18 protein-coding genes, 1 tRNA gene and 3 pseudogenes are annotated in these 18,318 nt (G+C 72.6%); 1 reads left to right on the plus strand and 21 read right to left on the minus strand.

All coding sequences use genetic code 11. The features are described 5' to 3' along the window. Positions 1-105 precede the first annotated feature (105 nt). The 7 genes from rho to IE170_RS11280 form a co-directional block, all read right to left on the minus strand. Positions 106-2,184, minus strand: coding sequence for a transcription termination factor Rho (gene rho, locus IE170_RS11250; RefSeq protein WP_189809179.1), 2,079 nt, complete (start codon positions 2,182-2,184; stop codon positions 106-108). Positions 2,185-2,606: 422 nt separating this feature from the next. Then, a complete protein-coding gene (gene thrB / locus IE170_RS11255; RefSeq protein WP_189809180.1) occupies positions 2,607-3,533 on the minus strand; it encodes a homoserine kinase in 927 nt (308 codons plus the stop codon). A gap of 380 nt (positions 3,534-3,913) precedes the next feature. Continuing rightward, entirely contained in the window at positions 3,914-4,984 is a 1,071-nt protein-coding gene (thrC, locus tag IE170_RS11260; protein ID WP_189809181.1) for a threonine synthase, read from the minus strand. A 6-nt stretch (positions 4,985-4,990) separates the two neighbouring features. After that, positions 4,991-6,283, minus strand: a complete 1,293-nt coding sequence (locus IE170_RS11265) for a homoserine dehydrogenase (protein WP_189809182.1) — start codon at positions 6,281-6,283, stop codon at positions 4,991-4,993. Between the two features lie 124 nt (positions 6,284-6,407). Further along, positions 6,408-7,799, minus strand: coding sequence for a diaminopimelate decarboxylase (lysA, locus tag IE170_RS11270; RefSeq protein WP_189809183.1), 1,392 nt, complete (start codon positions 7,797-7,799; stop codon positions 6,408-6,410). 19 nt (positions 7,800-7,818) lie between these two features. Continuing rightward, positions 7,819-8,781 (minus strand): ArgS-related anticodon-binding protein NrtL, encoded by a 963-nt coding sequence (gene nrtL, locus IE170_RS11275; RefSeq protein ID WP_189809184.1) that lies wholly within the window; start codon positions 8,779-8,781, stop codon positions 7,819-7,821. Between the two features lie 81 nt (positions 8,782-8,862). Continuing rightward, positions 8,863-9,330 carry a response regulator gene (locus IE170_RS11280; protein ID WP_189809185.1) on the minus strand — a complete coding sequence of 156 codons (468 nt, stop codon included), beginning with the start codon at positions 9,328-9,330 and terminating at the stop codon, positions 8,863-8,865. A 105-nt stretch (positions 9,331-9,435) separates the two neighbouring features. Here IE170_RS11280 and IE170_RS11285 point away from each other — a divergent pair. Beyond that, a tRNA-Arg gene (locus IE170_RS11285) sits at positions 9,436-9,507 on the plus strand. Positions 9,508-9,726: 219 nt separating this feature from the next. Here IE170_RS11285 and IE170_RS11290 read toward each other — a convergent pair. From IE170_RS11290 to IE170_RS11355, 14 genes and pseudogenes are all read right to left on the minus strand, one after another. Further along, positions 9,727-11,124 carry a tyrosine-type recombinase/integrase gene (locus IE170_RS11290; RefSeq protein WP_189809186.1) on the minus strand — a complete coding sequence of 466 codons (1,398 nt, stop codon included), beginning with the start codon at positions 11,122-11,124 and terminating at the stop codon, positions 9,727-9,729. Further along, complete coding sequence (locus IE170_RS11295; RefSeq protein WP_189809267.1) at positions 11,121-11,294, minus strand: helix-turn-helix transcriptional regulator; 174 nt, start codon at positions 11,292-11,294, stop codon at positions 11,121-11,123. Before IE170_RS11295 ends, IE170_RS11290 begins: the two co-directional genes overlap by 4 nt. An 11-nt stretch (positions 11,295-11,305) precedes the next feature. Further along, positions 11,306-12,692 (minus strand): annotated as a pseudogene (gene repSA, locus IE170_RS11300) (replication initiator protein RepSA). Further along, positions 12,689-12,952 carry a hypothetical protein gene (locus IE170_RS11305; RefSeq protein ID WP_189809275.1) on the minus strand — a complete coding sequence of 88 codons (264 nt, stop codon included), beginning with the start codon at positions 12,950-12,952 and terminating at the stop codon, positions 12,689-12,691. Before IE170_RS11305 ends, repSA begins: the two are co-directional and overlap by 4 nt. Next, positions 12,940-13,617 carry a DNA methylase gene (locus tag IE170_RS11310; RefSeq protein ID WP_189809187.1) on the minus strand — a complete coding sequence of 226 codons (678 nt, stop codon included), beginning with the start codon at positions 13,615-13,617 and terminating at the stop codon, positions 12,940-12,942. The genes IE170_RS11305 and IE170_RS11310 overlap by 13 nt, the downstream gene beginning before the upstream one ends. A gap of 5 nt (positions 13,618-13,622) precedes the next feature. Further along, positions 13,623-13,826 (minus strand): hypothetical protein, encoded by a 204-nt coding sequence (locus IE170_RS11315; RefSeq protein WP_189809188.1) that lies wholly within the window; start codon positions 13,824-13,826, stop codon positions 13,623-13,625. A gap of 91 nt (positions 13,827-13,917) precedes the next feature. Continuing rightward, positions 13,918-14,259, minus strand: coding sequence for a SpdD-like protein (locus IE170_RS11320; protein WP_189809189.1), 342 nt, complete (start codon positions 14,257-14,259; stop codon positions 13,918-13,920). Between the two features lie 21 nt (positions 14,260-14,280). Further along, positions 14,281-14,439 carry a hypothetical protein gene (locus tag IE170_RS11325; protein ID WP_189809190.1) on the minus strand — a complete coding sequence of 53 codons (159 nt, stop codon included), beginning with the start codon at positions 14,437-14,439 and terminating at the stop codon, positions 14,281-14,283. Positions 14,440-14,454: 15 nt separating this feature from the next. Further along, positions 14,455-14,652, minus strand: a complete 198-nt coding sequence (locus IE170_RS11330) for a mobile element transfer protein (protein WP_189809191.1) — start codon at positions 14,650-14,652, stop codon at positions 14,455-14,457. A gap of 13 nt (positions 14,653-14,665) precedes the next feature. Beyond that, positions 14,666-15,392: pseudogene (locus IE170_RS11335) on the minus strand (DUF2637 domain-containing protein). A gap of 12 nt (positions 15,393-15,404) precedes the next feature. Then, the gene (locus IE170_RS11340; RefSeq protein WP_189809192.1) at positions 15,405-15,593 is read right to left on the minus strand and encodes a hypothetical protein; all 189 of its coding nucleotides are present in this window, start codon (positions 15,591-15,593) and stop codon (positions 15,405-15,407) included. 87 nt (positions 15,594-15,680) lie between these two features. Continuing rightward, positions 15,681-17,041: pseudogene (locus tag IE170_RS11345) on the minus strand (FtsK/SpoIIIE domain-containing protein). Between the two features lie 2 nt (positions 17,042-17,043). Further along, the gene (locus tag IE170_RS11350; protein WP_189809193.1) at positions 17,044-17,400 is read right to left on the minus strand and encodes an SCO3933 family regulatory protein; all 357 of its coding nucleotides are present in this window, start codon (positions 17,398-17,400) and stop codon (positions 17,044-17,046) included. Positions 17,401-17,538: 138 nt separating this feature from the next. Continuing rightward, on the minus strand, positions 17,539-18,315 hold the full coding sequence (locus IE170_RS11355; protein ID WP_189809194.1) for a GntR family transcriptional regulator: 777 nt from the start codon (positions 18,313-18,315) through the stop codon (positions 17,539-17,541). Between the last annotated feature and the right edge of the window lie 3 nt (positions 18,316-18,318).

An 18,318-nucleotide genomic window follows, 5' to 3' on the forward strand; every position in this document is an offset into this window, starting at 1 on the left:
GGAGGTCGCACGGGGCCGACGTACCCCCTGCGGCCCGGAAAACGCGGGACCGCCCCCGCCGCGGAGTGCGGCGGGGGCGGTCCCGGTACGGCGCGGGTGCGGCCGTCAGTCGTCGTTCTTGCCCGCAGGGGTCGTCTTGGCGATCTGCATCAGGAACTCGGCGTTCGACTTCGTCTGCTTCATCTTGTCGAGCAGCAGCTCGATGGCCTGCTGCGAGTCGAGCGCGTGCAGCACCCGGCGCAGCTTCCAGACGATGGAGAGCTCCTCGCTGTTGAGGAGGATCTCCTCCTTGCGGGTGCCCGACGGGTCGACGTCGACGGCGGGGAAGATCCGCTTGTCGGCGAGCTTGCGGTCGAGCTTGAGCTCCATGTTGCCGGTGCCCTTGAACTCCTCGAAGATCACCTCGTCCATGCGCGAGCCGGTGTCGACGAGCGCGGTGGCCAGGATGGTCAGCGAGCCGCCGTCCTCGATGTTGCGCGCGGCACCGAAGAAGCGCTTCGGCGGGTACAGCGCGGTCGAGTCGACACCACCGGACAGGATGCGGCCGGAGGCGGGCGCCGCGAGGTTGTACGCGCGGCCCAGGCGGGTGATGGAGTCCAGCAGGACGACCACGTCGTGGCCGAGCTCGACGAGGCGCTTGGCGCGCTCGATGGCCAGCTCGGCGACCGTGGTGTGGTCCTCGGCAGGGCGGTCGAAGGTCGAGGAGATGACCTCGCCCTTGACCGACCGCTGCATGTCGGTGACCTCTTCCGGACGCTCGTCGACGAGGACGACCATCAGGTGGCACTCGGGGTTGTTCGTGGTGATCGCGTTGGCGATCGCCTGCATGATCATGGTCTTGCCGGTCTTCGGCGGGGCCACGATCAGGCCTCGCTGGCCCTTGCCGATCGGCGACACCAGGTCGATGATGCGCGTCGTCAGCACGCCCGGGTCGGTCTCCAGGCGGAGCCGGTCCTGCGGGTAGAGCGGGGTCAGCTTCTGGAACTCCGGTCGGCCGCGGCCGGATTCGGGCGCCATGCCGTTGACGGAGTCCAGGCGCACCAGCGCGTTGAACTTCTCGCGGCGCTCACCGTCCTTGGGCTGGCGGACGGCGCCGGTGACGTGGTCGCCCTTGCGCAGGCCGGCCTTGCGGACCTGGGCGAGGGAGACGTACACGTCGTTCGGGCCGGGCAGGTAGCCCGAGGTCCGGATGAACGCGTAGTTGTCGAGGATGTCGAGGATGCCGGCGACGGGGATCAGGACGTCGTCGTCGGCGACCTGCGGCTCGCCCGGCGCGAAGTCGTCGCGGCCGCGGCGGCCACGGCGGTCGCGGTAGCGGCCGCGGCGGCCACGGCGGCCGCCCTCGTCGTCGAAGTCGTCCTGCGGGCCGTTGTCCTGCCGGCCCTGCTGCCCCTGCTGGCCCTGGCCGCGGCCGCCCTGCTGGCGGTCGCGGTCGCGGTCTCCGCGGCCGCCGCCCTGGCCCTGGCCGCCCTGGCCCTGGCCCTGGCCCTGGCCCTGGTCGTCGCCCTTGGCACCGCGCTCGCGGCGGTCGCGCTGGCGGTCGCCGCGCTCGCGGCGGTCGCGGCGGCCGCGGCCCTCGCCCTCCTGGGCGGGGGCGGACACCGCGGTGGCGGCCTCGGCCTTGGTCTCGGCCGGCGCGGCGGCGGCCGTCTCGGTCTTCGCCTCGACGACGACGGTGGCGGCGGGAGCCGCGGCCTCCGGGCTGCCGGAGGGGGCCGTGGCACGGCGGCGGCGGCGCTCGCCCGCAGGGGCCTCGTCGGCCGCGCGCTCGGCCTCGCCGGTACGGGCACCGCCGGCCGGCTGGCCGGGGATCTCGATCTGCGCAGCGGCGGCGGGCTTCTCGGCCGGCGCCTCGGCGGCGGCCTCGCCCGTACGGGCCTTGCTGGTGGCGCGGCGCTTCGGCTTGGCCTCGGCGGCGTCGGCGGCGGGCGCCGCGGCCTTGGCGGCACCGCCGCCGGCCTGCGCCTCCTTGATGACCTCGATCAGCTGGCTCTTGCGCATCCGCGCGGTGCCCCTGATCCCGAGGCCCGACGCGACCTGCTGGAGCTCGGCCAGGACCATGCCCTCGAGGCCGGTGCCGGAGCGGCGTCGCCTGCCGGCTGTGCTCGTCGCGGCGGCCGCGGCGGGGGCGCTGTTGTCGACGTTGGCGTCGGCAGCGCCCATCAGATCGGTGGTGTCGCTCACGAAGGGTCCTTCCCTGGAGCGGACGTCGGCCTGTCTGGCTCGGCGACCGGTTGTGCTGTCCGACAGCAGTCCTAGGTGTGGACCGTGCCGGGGCGGTGGTCCGCCGGTAGATGTACGGCGGAGAGAAACGTGCTTGGGTGGTTCCGGCGAGAGGCCCCCGAGCTGGACGCGTGGGAATTTCACGCCGATTCCGGAGCGTGCTCGAAACTGCTGGCGGCGATCAAAGCAGTCGGGGAGGCTCCCGGAAGAAAGGTGGTCCCGGATGGGGACACTGAGCGCCTGGCCATGACGGCTTCGGCTGCGCACTTGAGACTAACACTACCGGATCCAACAGATATTCCCCCTCTCAATCACCGGCAATCGCGCTTTCCGCGCGGGCGGCCTGCCCAGGCCGCCCGCCCCCGGCGGCTGCGCCGGGGCGGTCAGCCGCCCTGGGCCGCCAGCGGGAGCACGCTCGCGCCCGCGGAGTCGAGGGCCAGCCGGTTGGCCGCCCACCCGTCGCCCGCGAGCTGCGCGACCTTGTCGGCCGCGTCGTTGTCGGCCAGCGCGAGGACCGTGGGGCCCGCGCCGGAGATGACCGCGGGGATGCCGTCCGCGCGCAGTCGGTTGACGAGTGCCACGCTCTCGGGCATCGCCGGGGACCGGTACTCCTGGTGGAGGCGGTCTTCGGTGGCCGGCAGCAGCAACTCGGGACGCCTGGTCAGGGCTTCGACGAGCAGGGCCGCGCGGCCGGCGTTGGCGGCGGCGTCCACGTGCGGGACGGTGCGCGGCAGCAGGCCGCGCGCGGTCTCCGTCAGGACGGGCTTGGAGGGGACGAAGACCACCGGAACGATGGAACGCGCGGGCTCCATGCGGATCGCCCGGGCGCTGCCGCCGTCGGTCCAGGCGAGGGTGAAGCCGCCGAGCAGGCAGGCGGCAACGTTGTCGGGGTGGCCCTCGATCTCGGTGGCCAGTTCCAGCAGGGCCGCGTCGTCGAGACGAGCCTCGCCGCCTATGGTGACCGCGCGGGCGGCGACGATGCCGGCGCAGATCGCGGCGGAGGAGGAGCCGAGGCCGCGGCCGTGCGGGATGCGGTTGGCGCAGACCACCTCGAGGCCGCGCGGCTGTCCGCCCAGCAGGTCGAAGGCGGTGCGCATGGAGCGTACGAGCAGGTGGCTCTCGTCCCGCGGGAGGGTGTCGGCGCCCTCGCCCGCGATGTCGATGCCCAGGCCGGAGTCGGCCACCCGGACGACCACGTCGTCGTAGAGCCCCAGGGCCAGGCCGAGGCTGTCGAAGCCGGGGCCGAGGTTGGCACTGCTCGCGGGGACGCGCACCCGTACGGCGGCGGCGCGGAACGCTGGACCGGCCATCGTCCGATGACACTCCTTGTGACTGTGCGAGAACTTCGCTGTGAATGTACTGGAGAACGTACGACACCCGAAGGCCCTCTGGGCAGCACCGCGGTCATATGCGCGGTGGCGGATGTCGGTACAGCGTATCGAAGGAAGGTTCTCCCGCGACATAGGGCGCACGGGAGGCGCACGACGCGTGTCGCGCCCAGGCCCCGCAGGCCGTGGGTTTTGACGCCCTACGGGCCCGGTTGCCGGATTCGGCGACCGGGGCCGGGCCGCTGCGGCGGATCGCCGAGCGCCCCGACGGGGCGGGAATCCGGCAACTGGGCTCCGGCCGGGGCCGCTTCGCGGCCGTGCGGACGGCCCCGGACCGGGCGGTGCCGGTCCGGGGCGTCGCGTCAGACCAGTCCGAGGCGGGCGGCCGCGGCCTCGGCGTCCACCGGGACGGTGACGGGCTGCGGGGCGCCGGCGACCGCCCAGTCGGGGTCCTTCAGGCCGTTGCCGGTGACGGTGCACACGATCTTCTGGCCGGGGTCGACCAGCCCCGCCTCGGCGGCCTTGAGCAGGCCCGCGACGGACGCGGCGGAGGCCGGCTCGACGAAGACGCCCTCCTGCGACGCCAACAGCCGGTAGGCGGCGAGGATGTGGCGGTCCGTCACCTCGTCGATGAAGCCGCCGGACTCGTCGCGCGCGGCCAGCGCGTACTCCCAGGAGGCCGGGTTGCCGATGCGGATGGCCGTGGCGATGGTGTGCGGCTCCTTGACGACCTCGCCGCGCACGATCGGCGCGGAGCCGGAGGCCTGGAAGCCCCACACGCGGGGCGTACGGGAGGCCAGGCCGTCGGCCCTGTACTCCTTGAAGCCCTTCCAGTACGCCGTGATGTTGCCGGCGTTGCCGACGGGCAGCACGTGGATGTCGGGGGCGTCGCCGAGCGCGTCGACGATCTCGAACGCGGCCGTCTTCTGGCCCTCGATGCGCACCGGGTTGACGGAATTGACCAGCGCCACAGGGTAGTTGTCGGACAGCGCGCGGGCGAGGTCGAGGCAGTCGTCGAAGTTGCCGTCCACCTGGAGGATCTTGGCGCCGTGCACCAGCGCCTGCCCCATCTTGCCGAGCGCGATCTTGCCGCGGGGGACGAGCACGGCGGAGACCATGCCGGCGCGCACCGCGTACGCGGCGGCGGAGGCGGAGGTGTTGCCGGTGGAGGCGCAGATGACCGCCTTGGCGCCCTCCTCCTTGGCCTTGGTGATGGCCATGGTCATGCCGCGGTCCTTGAAGGAACCGGTCGGGTTCGCACCCTCGACCTTGAGGTGCACCTCGCAGCCGGTGCGCTCGGAGAGCACCTGCGCGGGCACGAGGGGAGTGCCGCCCTCGCGGAGCGTGACCACGGGCGTCGCGTCCGTCACCGGCAGGCGGTCCCGGTACTCCTCGATGATGCCGCGCCACTGGTGGGTGGGCTTGCTGCTCATGGGTCCTTACTCCCCTTCAACACGCATGATGCTGGCGACACCGCGGACGGTGTCCAGCTTCCGCAGGGCCTCGACGGTCCCGGAGAGGGAGGCGTCGGGCGCGCGGTGGGTGACGACGACGAGGGAGGCCTCGCCGTCCTTGCCCTGCTGGCGGACGGTGTCGATGGAGACACCGTGCTCCGCGAACGTCGTCGCCACCTGGGCGAGGACACCCGGCTTGTCGGCCACATCGAGGCTGATGTGGTACCGGGTGACGACGTCGCCCATGGGGCTGACCGGCAGCTGGGTGTAGGCCGACTCGCCGGGCCCCGTTGCCTCGGCGAGCTTGTTCCGGCAGACGGCGACGAGGTCGCCGAGGACCGCCGAGGCGGTCGGCGCGCCGCCCGCGCCGGGTCCGTAGAACATCAGCCGTCCGGCGGCCTCCGCCTCGACGAAGACGGCGTTGTACGCCTCGCGGACGGAGGCGAGCGGGTGGCTGAGCGGGATCATCGCGGGGTGGACGCGCGCGGTGACGGACTCGCCGTCGGCGGCGCGCTCCAGGATCGCGAGGAGCTTGATGGTGCAGCCCATGCGCTTGGCGGAGGCGAAGTCGGCGGCGCTGACCTCGGTCATGCCCTCGCGGTAGACGTCGTCGAGGTGGACGCGGGTGTGGAAGGCGATGCCGGCGAGGATGGCGGCCTTGGCGGCGGCGTCGTAGCCCTCGACGTCGGCGGTGGGGTCGGCTTCGGCGTAGCCGAGGGCGGTCGCCTCGTCGAGCGCCTCCTGGTAGCCGGCGCCGGTGGAGTCCATCTTGTCGAGGATGAAGTTCGTCGTGCCGTTGACGATGCCCATCACCCGGTTGATCTTGTCGCCGGCGAGGGACTCGCGCAGCGGGCGGATCAGCGGGATGGCGCCGGCGACGGCCGCCTCGTAGTAGAGGTCGAGCCCGGCCTGCCCGGCGGCCGCGTGCAGGGCGGCGCCGTCCTGCGCGAGGAGCGCCTTGTTCGCGGAGACGACGGAGATGCCGTGCTCGAACGCGGTGGTGATGAGGGTGCGGGCCGGCTCGATGCCGCCGATGACCTCGATGGCGACGTCGATGTCGCCCCGTTTGAGCAGGGCGGTGGCGTCGGTGGTGATCAGGGCGGGGTCGATGCCCTCGCGGACCTTGGAGGGGCGGCGGACGGCCACGCCCGCGAGCTCGACGGGCGCGCCGATCCTCGCCGTGAGGTCGTCGGCGTGCGTCGTCATGATGCGCGCCACCTCTGAGCCGACCACACCACAGCCCAGCAGCGCCACCTTCAGCGGACGCGTACGCATCATTCGACCTACGCCTTTCGATCTTCCTCGGCACCCGGCGCGCGGAATTGCGCGACAAGTCTGGACCAGTCTCACGCAATGGACACAAGTTTCCACCTTCGGTCCATTGGGTGAGACATCTATTTCATCATCCGACGTCGAGGCGCAGGAGATCTTCCTCCGTCTCGCGCCGGACGATCACCCGGGCCGCCCCGTCGCGCACGGCGACGACGGGCGGGCGGAGCGCGTGGTTGTAGTTGCTGGCCATCGAGCGGCAGTACGCGCCGGTCGCGGGCACGGCGACGAGGTCGCCGGGGGCCAGGTCGGCCGGCAGGTAGGCGTCCTTGACGACGATGTCGCCGCTCTCGCAGTGCTTGCCGACGACGCGCACGAGGACCGGCTCGGCGTCGGAGGTGCGCGAGACGAGCGCGATGGAGTATTCGGCGTCGTAGAGCGCGGTGCGGATGTTGTCGGACATGCCGCCGTCGACCGACACGTACGTGCGCAGCCCCGGCAGCGGCTTGACGGTGCCGACCTCGTAGAGGGTGAAGGCGGTCGGGCCGACGATGGCCCGGCCGGGCTCGACGGAGATGCGGGGCGCGCGCAGCCCGGCGGCCTCGCACTCGCGGGCGACGATCTCGTGGAGCGCCTTGGCGATCTCGTGGGGCTCGCGCGGGTCGTCGGCGGAGGTGTAGGCGATGCCGAGGCCGCCGCCGAGGTCGATCTCGGGGAGCTCGACGCCGTGCTCGTCGCGTACGGCGGCCAGCAGCTGCACGACGCGGCGCGCGGAGACCTCGAAGCCGGCCATGTCGAAGATCTGCGAGCCGATGTGGGAGTGGACGCCCAGGAGCTCCAGGCTGTCGTGCCCGAGGGCGCGGCGTACGGCCTCGGCGGCGGAGCCGTCGGCGACGGCGATGCCGAACTTCTGGTCCTCGTGCGCGGTGGCGATGAACTCGTGGGTGTGCGCCTCGACGCCGACGGTGACGCGGATCTGCACGGGCTGGCGGACGCCGTGCTCGCGGGCGGTGTGGGCGACGCGGGCGATCTCCTGGAAGGAGTCGAGGACGATGCGGCCGACGCCGGCCTCGACGGCGCGGGTGATCTCGGCGGCGGACTTGTTGTTGCCGTGGAAGGCGATGCGCTCCGCGGGCATGCCGGCGGCGAGGGCGGTGGCGAGCTCGCCGCCGGAGCACACGTCGAGGTTGAGCCCCTCCTCCTTCAGCCAGCGGACGACCGCCTTGGAGAGGAACGCCTTGCCGGCGTAGAAGACGTCGGCGCCGGGGCCGAAGGCGTGCGCCCAGGCGCGGCAGCGGGCCCGGAAGTCCTCCTCGTCGAGGAAGTAGGCGGGCGTCCCGAACTCCTCGGCGAGCCGGGTGACCTCGATGCCGCCGACGGAGACGGTGCCGTCGTCGCCGCGCCGGACGGTCCGGGACCAGACCTTCTCGTCGAGGGCGTTGAGGTCGGCGGGCGGCGGGGAGTAGTGGCCCTCGGGCAGGACGTCGGCGTGGCGGGGCCCGGCGGGGTGCGCGGAACGGCTCATCGGTGTCTCTCTTCGCGGATCACAGGCGGTCGGGTGCGTCGATGCCGAGCAGGGCCAGGCCGCCGGCCAGCACCGCCCCGGCGGCTTCGGCAAGGGCCAGCCGGGCGCGGTGGGCGGCCGAGGGTTTCTCGTCGCCGAGGGGCAGCACGCCGTACTGGAAGCCGAGCAGGGCGTCGGCGAGCTCGACGAGGTGCCGGGCGAGCCGCTCGGGCGCACGGTGGTGCGCGGCGGCTTCGAGGGCGAGGGGGTGGTCGCGCAGGACGCCCAGCAGCGCGTCGGCGTCGGAATCCAGGGGCCCGGCGTCGGGCGCGAACCCGAGCAGGGCGGCGTTGCGCAGCAGCGCCCGGGCCCGGGCGTGGCCGTAGCGGACGCGGAAGAACTCACTGGACTCGTCCTGCCGGAGCAGCCACGCCGGGAAGACCGGCGTCTCGTGGGCGGGCATGCGCAGCACGGCCCACAGCACGGCGTCCGGCCCGTACGCGGCGACGACGTCCCCGTCCTTCCGCGCGACGGGCGCGGCGTCGAGCCCGTCGTCGGCGTACCCGGCACCCTGGGCGAGCACGATCCGCCGCACGGCGGCCCCGACGGCCTGCGCCCGCAGCTCGCCGGCGGGCAGCGGAACACGGTCGGCCGCGTCGACGTACCGCCGGCCCCGTACGAGCATCTCGGCGACGAGCCCGGCAACGGCCGACTCGCCCAGGACGAAATTCAGGAACCCCGCACCGGTGACCTCGACCCGCTCGATGCCCGGTTCGAGCCCGAGCCGGGCCGCCAGCACCCGGGCCACCTCACGGGGCGAGGCTCCGACGGCGGCCTTGGCGACCTGAAACGCAACAGGGGTGGCGTACTCCCCCACCCCGCCGGGCCGGGTCCGCTCGACGACGACCCGCTCGGGCACGGCGGCCCCCTCGGGCAGCTCCCCGTCCGCGGCGGCGCAGCGCACGGCGCGCACGACGGTGCGGGTGAGGTCGGCGGGGGTCACGGGAACCAGCCTAGGCCAGAATTCCCGCCCCACCGCGACCGATTCCGCGATGTGAAATGGCCGGGCGGTGACCTCCCGGGATCAGCCCCGCTGCCCGGCCCCGGCGCCCCTGCGCTCCCGGCGTCCGCGCCGCTCGACGAGCCGGCGCACCACCTGCACCAGCTCGGCGGGCTCGAAGGGCTTGGCGACGAACGCGTCGACCCCGGCCTCGATGCCGGACTCGACCTCGTACTGGGTGCAGGCGCTGACGATGGCGACGGGCAGGTCCCGCGTCCGCGGGTCGGCCTTGAGCCGCGCGGCGGCCCCGAACCCGTCCAGCCGGGGCATGACCACATCAAGGGTGATCACATCGGGCGCCACGTCGTGCACGACGTCCAGACACTCGGCACCATCGCTCGCGGTCACGACCTCGAAGCCCTCCAGCTCGAGATTGACCTTGATCAGCTGCCGGATGACCTTGTTGTCGTCGACGACAAGGACCCGGCCCGAGGCGCCTGGCACAACTCGAGAGTAGGTCGGCCGCGGCCCGCGCGTCCGGGTTTTCGCCACTTCCACCCCGTCCGAGCGACCGGCTCCCGCGTCCCCCGGAAACGGTTTCTGATCACCCCGCGGAAGCTGGTAGTGTTCAACCCGTCGCCGCACAGCGAACGACACGCCCCCGTAGCTCAGGGGATAGAGCAACGGCCTCCGGAGCCGTGTGCGCAGGTTCGAATCCTGCCGGGGGCACTTCGCAGGAAGTGCCCAAAGACCCCGCCATCAGCGGTAACGCTGAGAACGGGGTCTTCGCGTATGTGCAGCCAACTGCCGCCGTGAGCAGCCGTATGCCAGGGCCCGTGGACTATTCGTGGACGGGATCTTGAGCCGTCGGCGCAGGTCAGCCCGGGAAACGCCGAAGGCCCCCGGACAGGTCCAGGCGCCTCACGGTCTATCGCAGCTCTTGCGCGCTCACTCGTACTCGCGTAACAGGTCCTCGATCCGCCGGTTCGCCACCTCCTGCCGACCGTCCAGGCACTTGGCGTACCGGCTCAACAGCACCTCCACGCTGTTGCCCGCGCGCTCGGCGACCTCGGTCGGGTCGACGCCCGCGTTGAGCCACGTGGACAGCGCCGAGTGCCGGAGGTCGTACGGCCGGTGCGCGAGCGGCGAGGCCGCGACGGCCGGCGGCAGGGCGAGGACCCGGGCTTCCTGCCAGGCCCGGTAGTACGTGGATGAGGACACCACTCCCCCGCCCTCACTGGCGAACAGCCGGCCGTCCGCAGCCGTGCCGAAGGTGTCCAGGTGCTCCCGGAGGATGGACACGAGCTGGGGCGGGATCGGCACCCGGCGGACGTCCTCCACGGGCCGGTTCTTCAGCCCCCGGTCGTCGTGGCTCTGTCCCGAGTCCGTCCACTGCTTGCCCACGCTCGGCCGGGTGCGGTGCAGCAGGGCGGTGCCCCAGCCGGAGTCCGGCAGGGTCAGGTCCTGCTCGGAGAGCCCGACCGCTTCGGCAGGCCTGAAGCCCCCGAAGTACATCCCGGCGAAGAGGCCCACCAGGCGCCGCCCGCGGGCCCGGCGGTAGCCGCCGACGTACGAGACCGCGTGCAGAAGCGCGCGGGCCTGCTCCGGGTTGGCCACGACCCGGGGGTCCACCTCGTTCGAGACCTTGGGCTTCTGCCAGCGCACGGCCGCGAGCGGGCTTTCCCGGAACTCGCCGAGGTCCACGGCGTAGAGCAGGGCGTTCACCAGCGTGCGCCTCTTCCGCCGTACGGTCTCGGCAGCTGCCGCGGTCCCGTCCAGCTTGAGCTGCAGCGAGTCGAGGACCGCCCGCCCGAGTGCCGGATCGGTGAGGTCGGACAGCGGCCGGGAGGCCTTGTCCACCCAGTGCAGGACGTTGCCGACGTCGGCCGGAAGCTCCCGGTCGTCCGGGGAGGGGAGCACGAAGGCCCAGTTCCTGAGCGCCTTGCGCAGCTCGGCATCCGCTGGCCGGCCGGGCCGGTCATCCAGGACCGCCATCGTGACCGAGGTCAGGGACTCGTTGATCCCGTCCCGGGTGTTCGGGGCCGCATGCGGCCACTTCATGGCGAGGTACTTGAGAGCGAAGGCGTACCAGGTCAGCGTGGCCTTCTGCTCGGCCATCGAGCCGGGGAGACCCGAGGCCGTGTCGAACTCCTCGCCGGAGGCCGTGTCGAACTCCTCGCCGTCTCGGGCTGCCCGCATGAGCTTGGACCGGTAGTTGTCCGCGAGCCCCTTCGTCCGGAAGGACTCAGAGAACACCTGCCCGGACACGGACCAGCGGACGTCGTAGGAAGGCCGCTTGGTGTCCCGCTTCCGGACGCTCCAGATCTTGACGTCCAGCGACTTCACGCGGCAGCCCCTTCCCGGGACCGCAACCAGGCGTGGAAGTCGGAGCGCCAGACCCGCAGCTCACCGTTGGGCAGGGTGAAGGCCTTGGGCGCCTTGCCCAGCTCCCGCCATCGGTAGAAGGTCCGTCGCGAGATCCCTTTAAGCTCGGCAAGCACCTCCGCGGTGGTCATTAGCTCGTCCTTCACGTCGCGTCTCCTTCCGGGGCGGGGAGGTCTCGCAGGGCTTCACGGGCGGTCCGGCGGTTGAGCTGGATGCCGCGGGCGATGGTGGCGGCGAGGGCGGACTCGCCGGGGGTGTGGCCGTGGCCGGCGTACTGCCAGGAGGCGAGGACGAGGACCGTGTCCGGTTCGACGTCGAAGGCGTGCTGTTCCTGGGCCGCTCGGTAGTCGGCGCGGGTCTGGCGGAGGGCGCCGAGGGTGGTCGAGTACTGGCGGGACTTGGTGGAGAAGTGGCCGCGGAAGCCGAGCATGTGCGACCAGGCGGCGAGGCGGTGGTCCGGGTACAGCGGGTCCAGGTCGAGACAGGCCGTGATCAGGCGGGCGGCGTGGTCGGGGACGTCGAGGAGGACGAGAGCTTCGCGGTTGCCGATACGGCGGTCGAGGGTGCCGGTGTCCTCGGCCGCCTTGGTCGCGTACTTGGCGACGTACGAGGCCACGGCCTGTTCGGTAATGTCGGAGCCGTCGCCGAAGGCCTTGATGGGGCGCACGTCGAGCTGGGTGCCCCAGCGGAGGGTGCGGGCGGGCTGGTCGCCGGCGGCGGGGACGGTGAGGGTCGTGTAGGCGTGGGCGGCGGCGGCCCGGATCGCTTCGGAGAGCAGGTGGGTGGAGGCCCAGTGGGGCGGCGGGGTGGAGGGGCCGCCGGGTCCGTCGAGGCGGATCACGGCGTGGAAGTGGATCGCTCCGCGCTTCTGGAACTCGGCGACCTTGCCGAAGGAGACGCGGCAGGACTCGGCGAGCTCACGGCGGGTGAGGCCAGCGCGTAGGGCGAGCTCGCGGCGCAGGCGGTTGGCGAAGCGGGCCCAGAGCTGTCCGGCGTGGTTGTTGAAGAGGACGGCGCCGGCGTAGTCGTAGGTGGTGGGGTCGAGGGCGGTGCCGAGTTCGGCCGCGTTCTCAGGGTGGCGGGTGCCGCAGCGGCAGGGGCGGCCGGTGGCGGGGCGGTTGTGGACCGGGCCGAAGGACGGGGCGGTGAGGGTGGCGAAGACGCGGGGGTGCTCGCGGACGGTGGCGGGGATACCGCGACGGTCGTCGCCGGCGAGTCCGGCCCGGATCAGGTGGTACGTGTCTCCCGCGTAGGTCCAGGCGCAGGAGGGGCAGCGGGAGGCGCGGCGGTTGCCGCAGGCGATCCGGAGCCGGCCGCCGGGCTCGTCGGCGGTGGAGTAGCGGTGCAAAGCCTGCCCCGTGGCCTTGTCGGTCGTAGCGGTCCAGCCGGTGATGTGGATGGGGTCGGAGCAGCCGCCGGTGCGGTGGACTTGCCTCTTCCCAGCGGCGGAAGCCGGGGGACCCGGCCACCCTCAGCGCATCGGCGAGGGTGGCCGGGTCCAGGCCCGCCGCGGTGGCGGTGTGGGTCACGCGTGGTCTCCCTGGTTCTTCTTGGGGGCCGGGTCGGAGAAGAAGCGCCAGGAGCCGAGGACGGTGGAGTTGCCGTTCCGGTCCGGCGGGGTGCTCTGGCGGGGCTCGTCGGGGTGCCGGTCGTTCCAGTCCTCGGCGCACACCTTGTGGACGGGCTCACCGCGGTGGGACCGAAGGGGCGTGGGCTTGCCGCAGAGGGTGCAGGCGCAGTCCCCGGAGTGGTCGAAGTGGCGGTTGTCGCGCCAGTTCAGGAGGCCCATGCCAGCACCTCCGCCCGCCGGTGGTGGTCGAGGAGCTGTTCGCCGATGTGGCGGGTGTAGGCGGGCGGGATCGCCTGGGCGAGCACGCGGCGGTCGGACGTCCAGCCGATGCCCATGGCGGTCTGCCACTGGGGGACGGTGCCCTTGCCGCCGCCCTGGCCGTAGACGGCGAAGTACGGGCCGGTGTGCGTACGGCCGTGGCGGACGCCGGCGACCCGGCCCCGGTGGCGCAGGTGCGGGGTCTGGAGCGTGGGGAAGCCGTGGACCTCGAAGACCCGGTGGCGAATCACGCCGAGCCCGAACATCTCCCCGCACAGCACCAGGTCCGGGCGCAGCGGGGCGCTGGGGACGTTCTCGATGACGTAGGGGCGGCCGGTGGCGAGGAGGGCGGTCCGACCGGCGGGGATGAGGTCGGGGTACGTGCGGCCCCGGTTGGTGCCCTTGGTCAGGGTGGAGTGGGACTGGCAGGGCCAGGAGGCGTGGACCAGGTCGAAGCCGGCGCCGTGGCGGCGGACGAAGTCGACCGCGTCGCCCTGGTGGAACTCGAAGGGGTAGTCGGGCTGGGGGTTGACGTCCACGCCCACGACGTCCAGGCCGGCGAGGTGGTAGCCCATCCCGGCGCCACCGGCCCCGCAGCACAGGTCCAGGACACGAAGACGGCCCACGGCCCTCACCGTCCGGCCCTGGCGGCGGAGGCGGACGGCGATCCGGTGCGCCCGCTCTGACGGGTGCCGGTGCCGTGGCAGGCCTTGCAGTGGGCGGTGATCGTGCGCAGGTGGCCGGCGGGGGTGCGGCCGCCGAGGGTGATGGCGACGGAGGCGTGGCCGTCGCAGTCGGGGCAGATGTGTCCCCGGGCAAGGGTGTGCTGGGCCATGATGGTGCTTCCTTCCGGATCGTTTGGTTCGGGCAGGAGCACGGCGCCGGGACGGCGGAGACTTGGCGGTTGAGGCCGTCCCGGGGCCGGATCAGCGGTGGGTCTGGCCGTTCAGCAGCGACCGCAGGACGACCGCGCAGACGGCGACCGAGGCGCCGGTGATGGCGACGGCGAGCAGCAGCGAGACCAGCACCGCACCGACGACCAGAACCAGGCCCGCACCACCGGCGACCGCGGCAACGAGGCCGGTCGGGGTGAGGCGGACGGCCGGGATCTGTACGCGGGGCTGAGCCACCGGCGCAGCGACCGGGGCGGAGGCCGGGGCGGGGGCCGGGACAGACGTCGGGTCCGGCACGGCGGGCGCGGTCGGGTGGGCCAGCGGGGTCACGAGGCCGGTCGGCAGGGGGTTGGTCGGGATCTTGGGGCGGAGCATGGCTGTTCTCCCTTCATGGGGTTACTTGGTGATGGCTCCGTCGATGACGGGGGCGAAGAGGCTGTCCGCGAGGAGGTAGCCGCCGAGCAGGAGCCCGGCGAGCAGCCACCAGGGCGGGCGGACGAGCTTGACGCCGAGGGCGCCGACGGCGATCAGGGCGAGCCAGAGCGGGACGTCCATGGCGGTCTCCTGGGGTCAGGTGATGCGGCAGCGGTGGGCGCGGGCGGCGAGCTGGGCGGCGGTGCTGGACGCGTAGTTGGCGACCGACCAGCCGCAGTCCTCGGCGGTGCAGACCGCGGCGTGCCGGGTGCGGCCGTTGCGGCGGTCGCGGTAGGTGCCGATCTGAACCGGGCCGATCCGCATGAGCGAGGTGAAGCGGTCGAGGGCGGACACGGGCTTTCTCCTTTCAAGCGAGTTGGGCGGCGATCGCGTCGGCCATGGGGGCCGGGACGCCGAGGCGGGCGCGGAGGGCGGACGGGTCGAGCGGGGTGCCCGTACGGGCCTGGTGGTCGGCGGCGAGGCGCCGGGCGTGCTCGACCAGGGCGGGCGGGTACGGCCGGGGCTAGCGACTCAGGGACCGGTACGGGGTCGGGCTCAGTCACCGCCGGGTCCGAGCTCGCGGCCGGCAGTTCGGGCACGTCGGGGGCTTCCGGGATGGGATCGGGCTCGGGCTGGGGGTCCGGCTCCCGCTCGACCACCGCGAGGGCGGGACCCTTCACGGGGTCCGAGGTCTCGCCCTGATCGGGAGCGGTCGCGGCCGGGGGCCGGTGGTGAGCGAGGAGGGTGCCGCCGAGGAAGGCGAGGGCGGGCCAGCCGGCCACGAGGATCCGCAGCCAGGCCGGTACGTCGTCCAAGTCGAGCAGTCCGGCGGTGGCGACGTTCGCCCCGAGCGAGGCAGCGAGGGCCACAGTGAACCAGAGCCAGGCAGACCCGGTCGGGCATCCGGCCTTCCGGAGCAGCCGGAGCCGGTGCCAGGCCGCCACGAGGAGCAGGTCCACGCTGACCGGGTAGGCCCAGGCCTTCCAACCGGTCTGGCCAGCCGCTTCGGCGAGGTCGTGCAGGTGGGCGAAGGACAGGGCCCCGGCGATGACCGCCTGTACGAGCACGGCGTCCAGGCGAAGGGTGCGGGCCATCGTCCGCTCCTCTCAGGTGGTCGCGGTCTGGCCGGCCCCGAAGCAGGTCAGGCAGACGGCGGTCTGCTTGTCGCCGGTCTTCCGGCGCCCGCGGGGGCCGACGCAGACGGTCTCGTCGGTCTCGCCGGACCCGTGGCAGTCGGGGCACTCGATGACCGCGGGCTTGGGCCTGCGGGCCGTGTTCTTCCTGGTCGTGGCCATGACGAACGCTCCTTTCGGATCGGTTGAGGGCATGGCGGGGTAGGGGCGTGGCGTATCGAGGTCACGCCGACCTTGGTACGAGGGGGTTCAGACGCCGGCCGCGGGTTGCTTGGGCAGGACCTTGCCGGTCAGCGGCGGCGCGGGGACCGCGGGCCGGAGCGGGGCCAGTTCGCCGATGTCCGGGGTCCGGTGGGCGTTGGCGTTGCAGACGTCCACGGCACGGCGGATCGAGAGGTGCGGGGTGCGGATGCGGACCCAGCCGCCGGAGGAGTCTCCAGCCACGGCGGTGCCGGGGCGGTCGGCCGCGATCCGTACGGTCGCGAGGGCCGCGTCTTGGGCGATGTCGCCGAAGGCCATATTGGCCGATGTCTCGTCGTTGACGCGGTGCGCGGTGCGGCCGGTGAGCTGGGCCCGGAGCATGGTGATCCCCTTGCCGAGCTCTGATCCGAACCGCTGGCCGCAGATCTCCAGGTAGATGCCGGCGGCCCGGCCGAGCTGGGCGAGGCGTACCAGGTCCGTGATGATCTGGTCGCGCCGCCGCTCTTCGTCCTTGGTGACGTAGAGGGCGAGTTCGGCGACTTCATCGACCAGCAGGACCACCGGCACCGGCCGCAGGTGCCGCGGCAGGTCCCAGATGTTCGCGGTGATCTCCGCGTCGGGCACGTCGAGGCTGATCCCCTGCTCCCGCCGGATCAGGTCGTAGATGCGGGACATGTAGCGGACGAGCGCGGCGAGCACGTCCGCGGCGGTTTCGGGGTTCTCGGCGAGGGCCGTGAAGCGCCGGGCCAGCGGGGCGAGTTCCACCCCGTTCTTGCAGTCGATGCCGACCAGGGCGACGCGTTGGGTCGCGAGGCCGACAACCAGGTTGCGGAGGTAGACGGACTTGCCGGACTGCGTGGCACCGACGTTCAGCGCGTGCGGCACCTGGAGGTAGTCCCGGCAGAAGACCTGCCCGTCCTCCCGCAGCGCCACGGGCACGCTCATCGGCTGTTCGTCCCGTACGGCCGGCATCCGTACCCGCTTGAGTACGTCGTAGCCGGTCATCCGCAGTTCGACGACTCCCGAGCGGACTTCCCGGGCGATCACGTTGTACATCGCGAAGGAGTGCCGGAGCCGGTCCGAGGCGGCGGAGAAGTCGTACGCGTCTGACCGGGCCGCAGCCGGAGCCGGAGCACGAGGCCGGTCCGGGTCGGCCGTATCCGCAGGATGCGCGGGGCCCGCCACTCCGGGACTTCGCGCTTCGACCAGCGGGCCAGGGTCAGGCGCCACCGGGGCGGCGGGACGGTGAGCCCGCAGGCTTCCATCACCGACCGGTAGCGGACCAGGACCCGTACGACCGCGAAGACGATCCCGAAGGCCATCCAGTACCAGGCCGGCCGCCACCACCGGAGCACCAGCACGGGTGCGACGACGGCGACCAGCAGCAGCGCGACCGCTAAGGCGTCCACGTTCAGGCGCCCTTGGCCTTCGACGCGTCCGCGGCGAGCGAGGTCACGGCGATGGCCTTGAAGGAGATGCCGTGGCGCTTCTGGCCGTTGAACTCGTTCTCCCAGGGCCGGGCGACGAGGCCGGTCAGGGCCACCGGCGTGCCCATGGTCAGGTCGCCGGTGATGCCGGGCTTGGGCACGACCACGGACAGGACCTCGGCCTCGCCGTACGCGGCGAAGAGCACGTCCACGGTCATGAGCGTGGCGTTCGTCTCGGGGTCGGTGGCGATCTCGCCGGTCCGCCGGTCCTTGATCTTCGGGGTCGGGGGTTGGGCCACCATCACCATGGCCGCGGCGGTGTCGATGGGGAGCTGACGCACGCAGATCACTCCTCTATAGAGGTTCGACTCCGTCACTCATGTGTATGAGTGACACGAAGAAGAGTGCCTGACTCCTATACATGAGTCAACCCGCTACGAGAGAAAACTCGCAGCGGGTTGAAGGGACTTGAGGGCGCGTCAGTCCTGAGCGGGGATCCGGTACTCGAAGACGAACTGGTCAGCGGCCATGAGGGTGTCGCAGACCTCGACCACGCGCCCCTTGGTCGTCACGGCGTTCCGGAGCAGCCGGACCACCGGGGCGCCGGGGCTGAGCGCCAGCTCGGACACCTCCGCCGCCGTGGCCTGCCGGGCCTGGAGCGTCTCCACGAACTCCGCGAACACGTGCCCGTGGTCTTCGAGCCGGGCGTAGATGCCCCCGCCGCCCGGGTTCTCTGCGAACAGCTCGGGGATCTCCTTCACCACGTCCCACGGCAGGTAGGAGCTGGCCGTCTCGACCGGCGTCCCGTTGCGGAAGTAGAGCCGCCGGCGGGCGAGCACCTGCGTACCTTCGTCCACGCCGAGCCGCTCGGCGATCTCCCCCTCAGCCGCCAAGGGGCCGATGTACAGCACGCTGACCTTGGCTTCCGCCCCGGACTGCGTGGACTCGGCGAGGTACGCGGCCTTGCCCTCCTGCCGCAGCGAACGCCGGAAGCGGTCCGAGGACCGGTGCCGCACCGGCGGGCGGTCTTTGACTATCGACCCCTTGCCGTGGCGGGTCTCGACCAGCCCGCTCGCGCGGACCTCCACCATGGCCTTGCGTACGGTCCCGACGGAGACGCCGTAGCGGTCCATCAGCTCCGACTCGCTCGGCACCATCTGGCCGGCGCTGAGCACCCCCGCCCGGATCTGCTGGACAAGGTCGTTCGCCACCTGCAAGTACTTGGGTACGGCCTTGCCGTTGCTTGCGGTTCCCATGCT

Source organism: Streptomyces toxytricini, assembly GCF_014649915.1.
GTDB classification, from domain to species: Bacteria; Actinomycetota; Actinomycetes; order Streptomycetales; family Streptomycetaceae; genus Streptomyces; species Streptomyces toxytricini.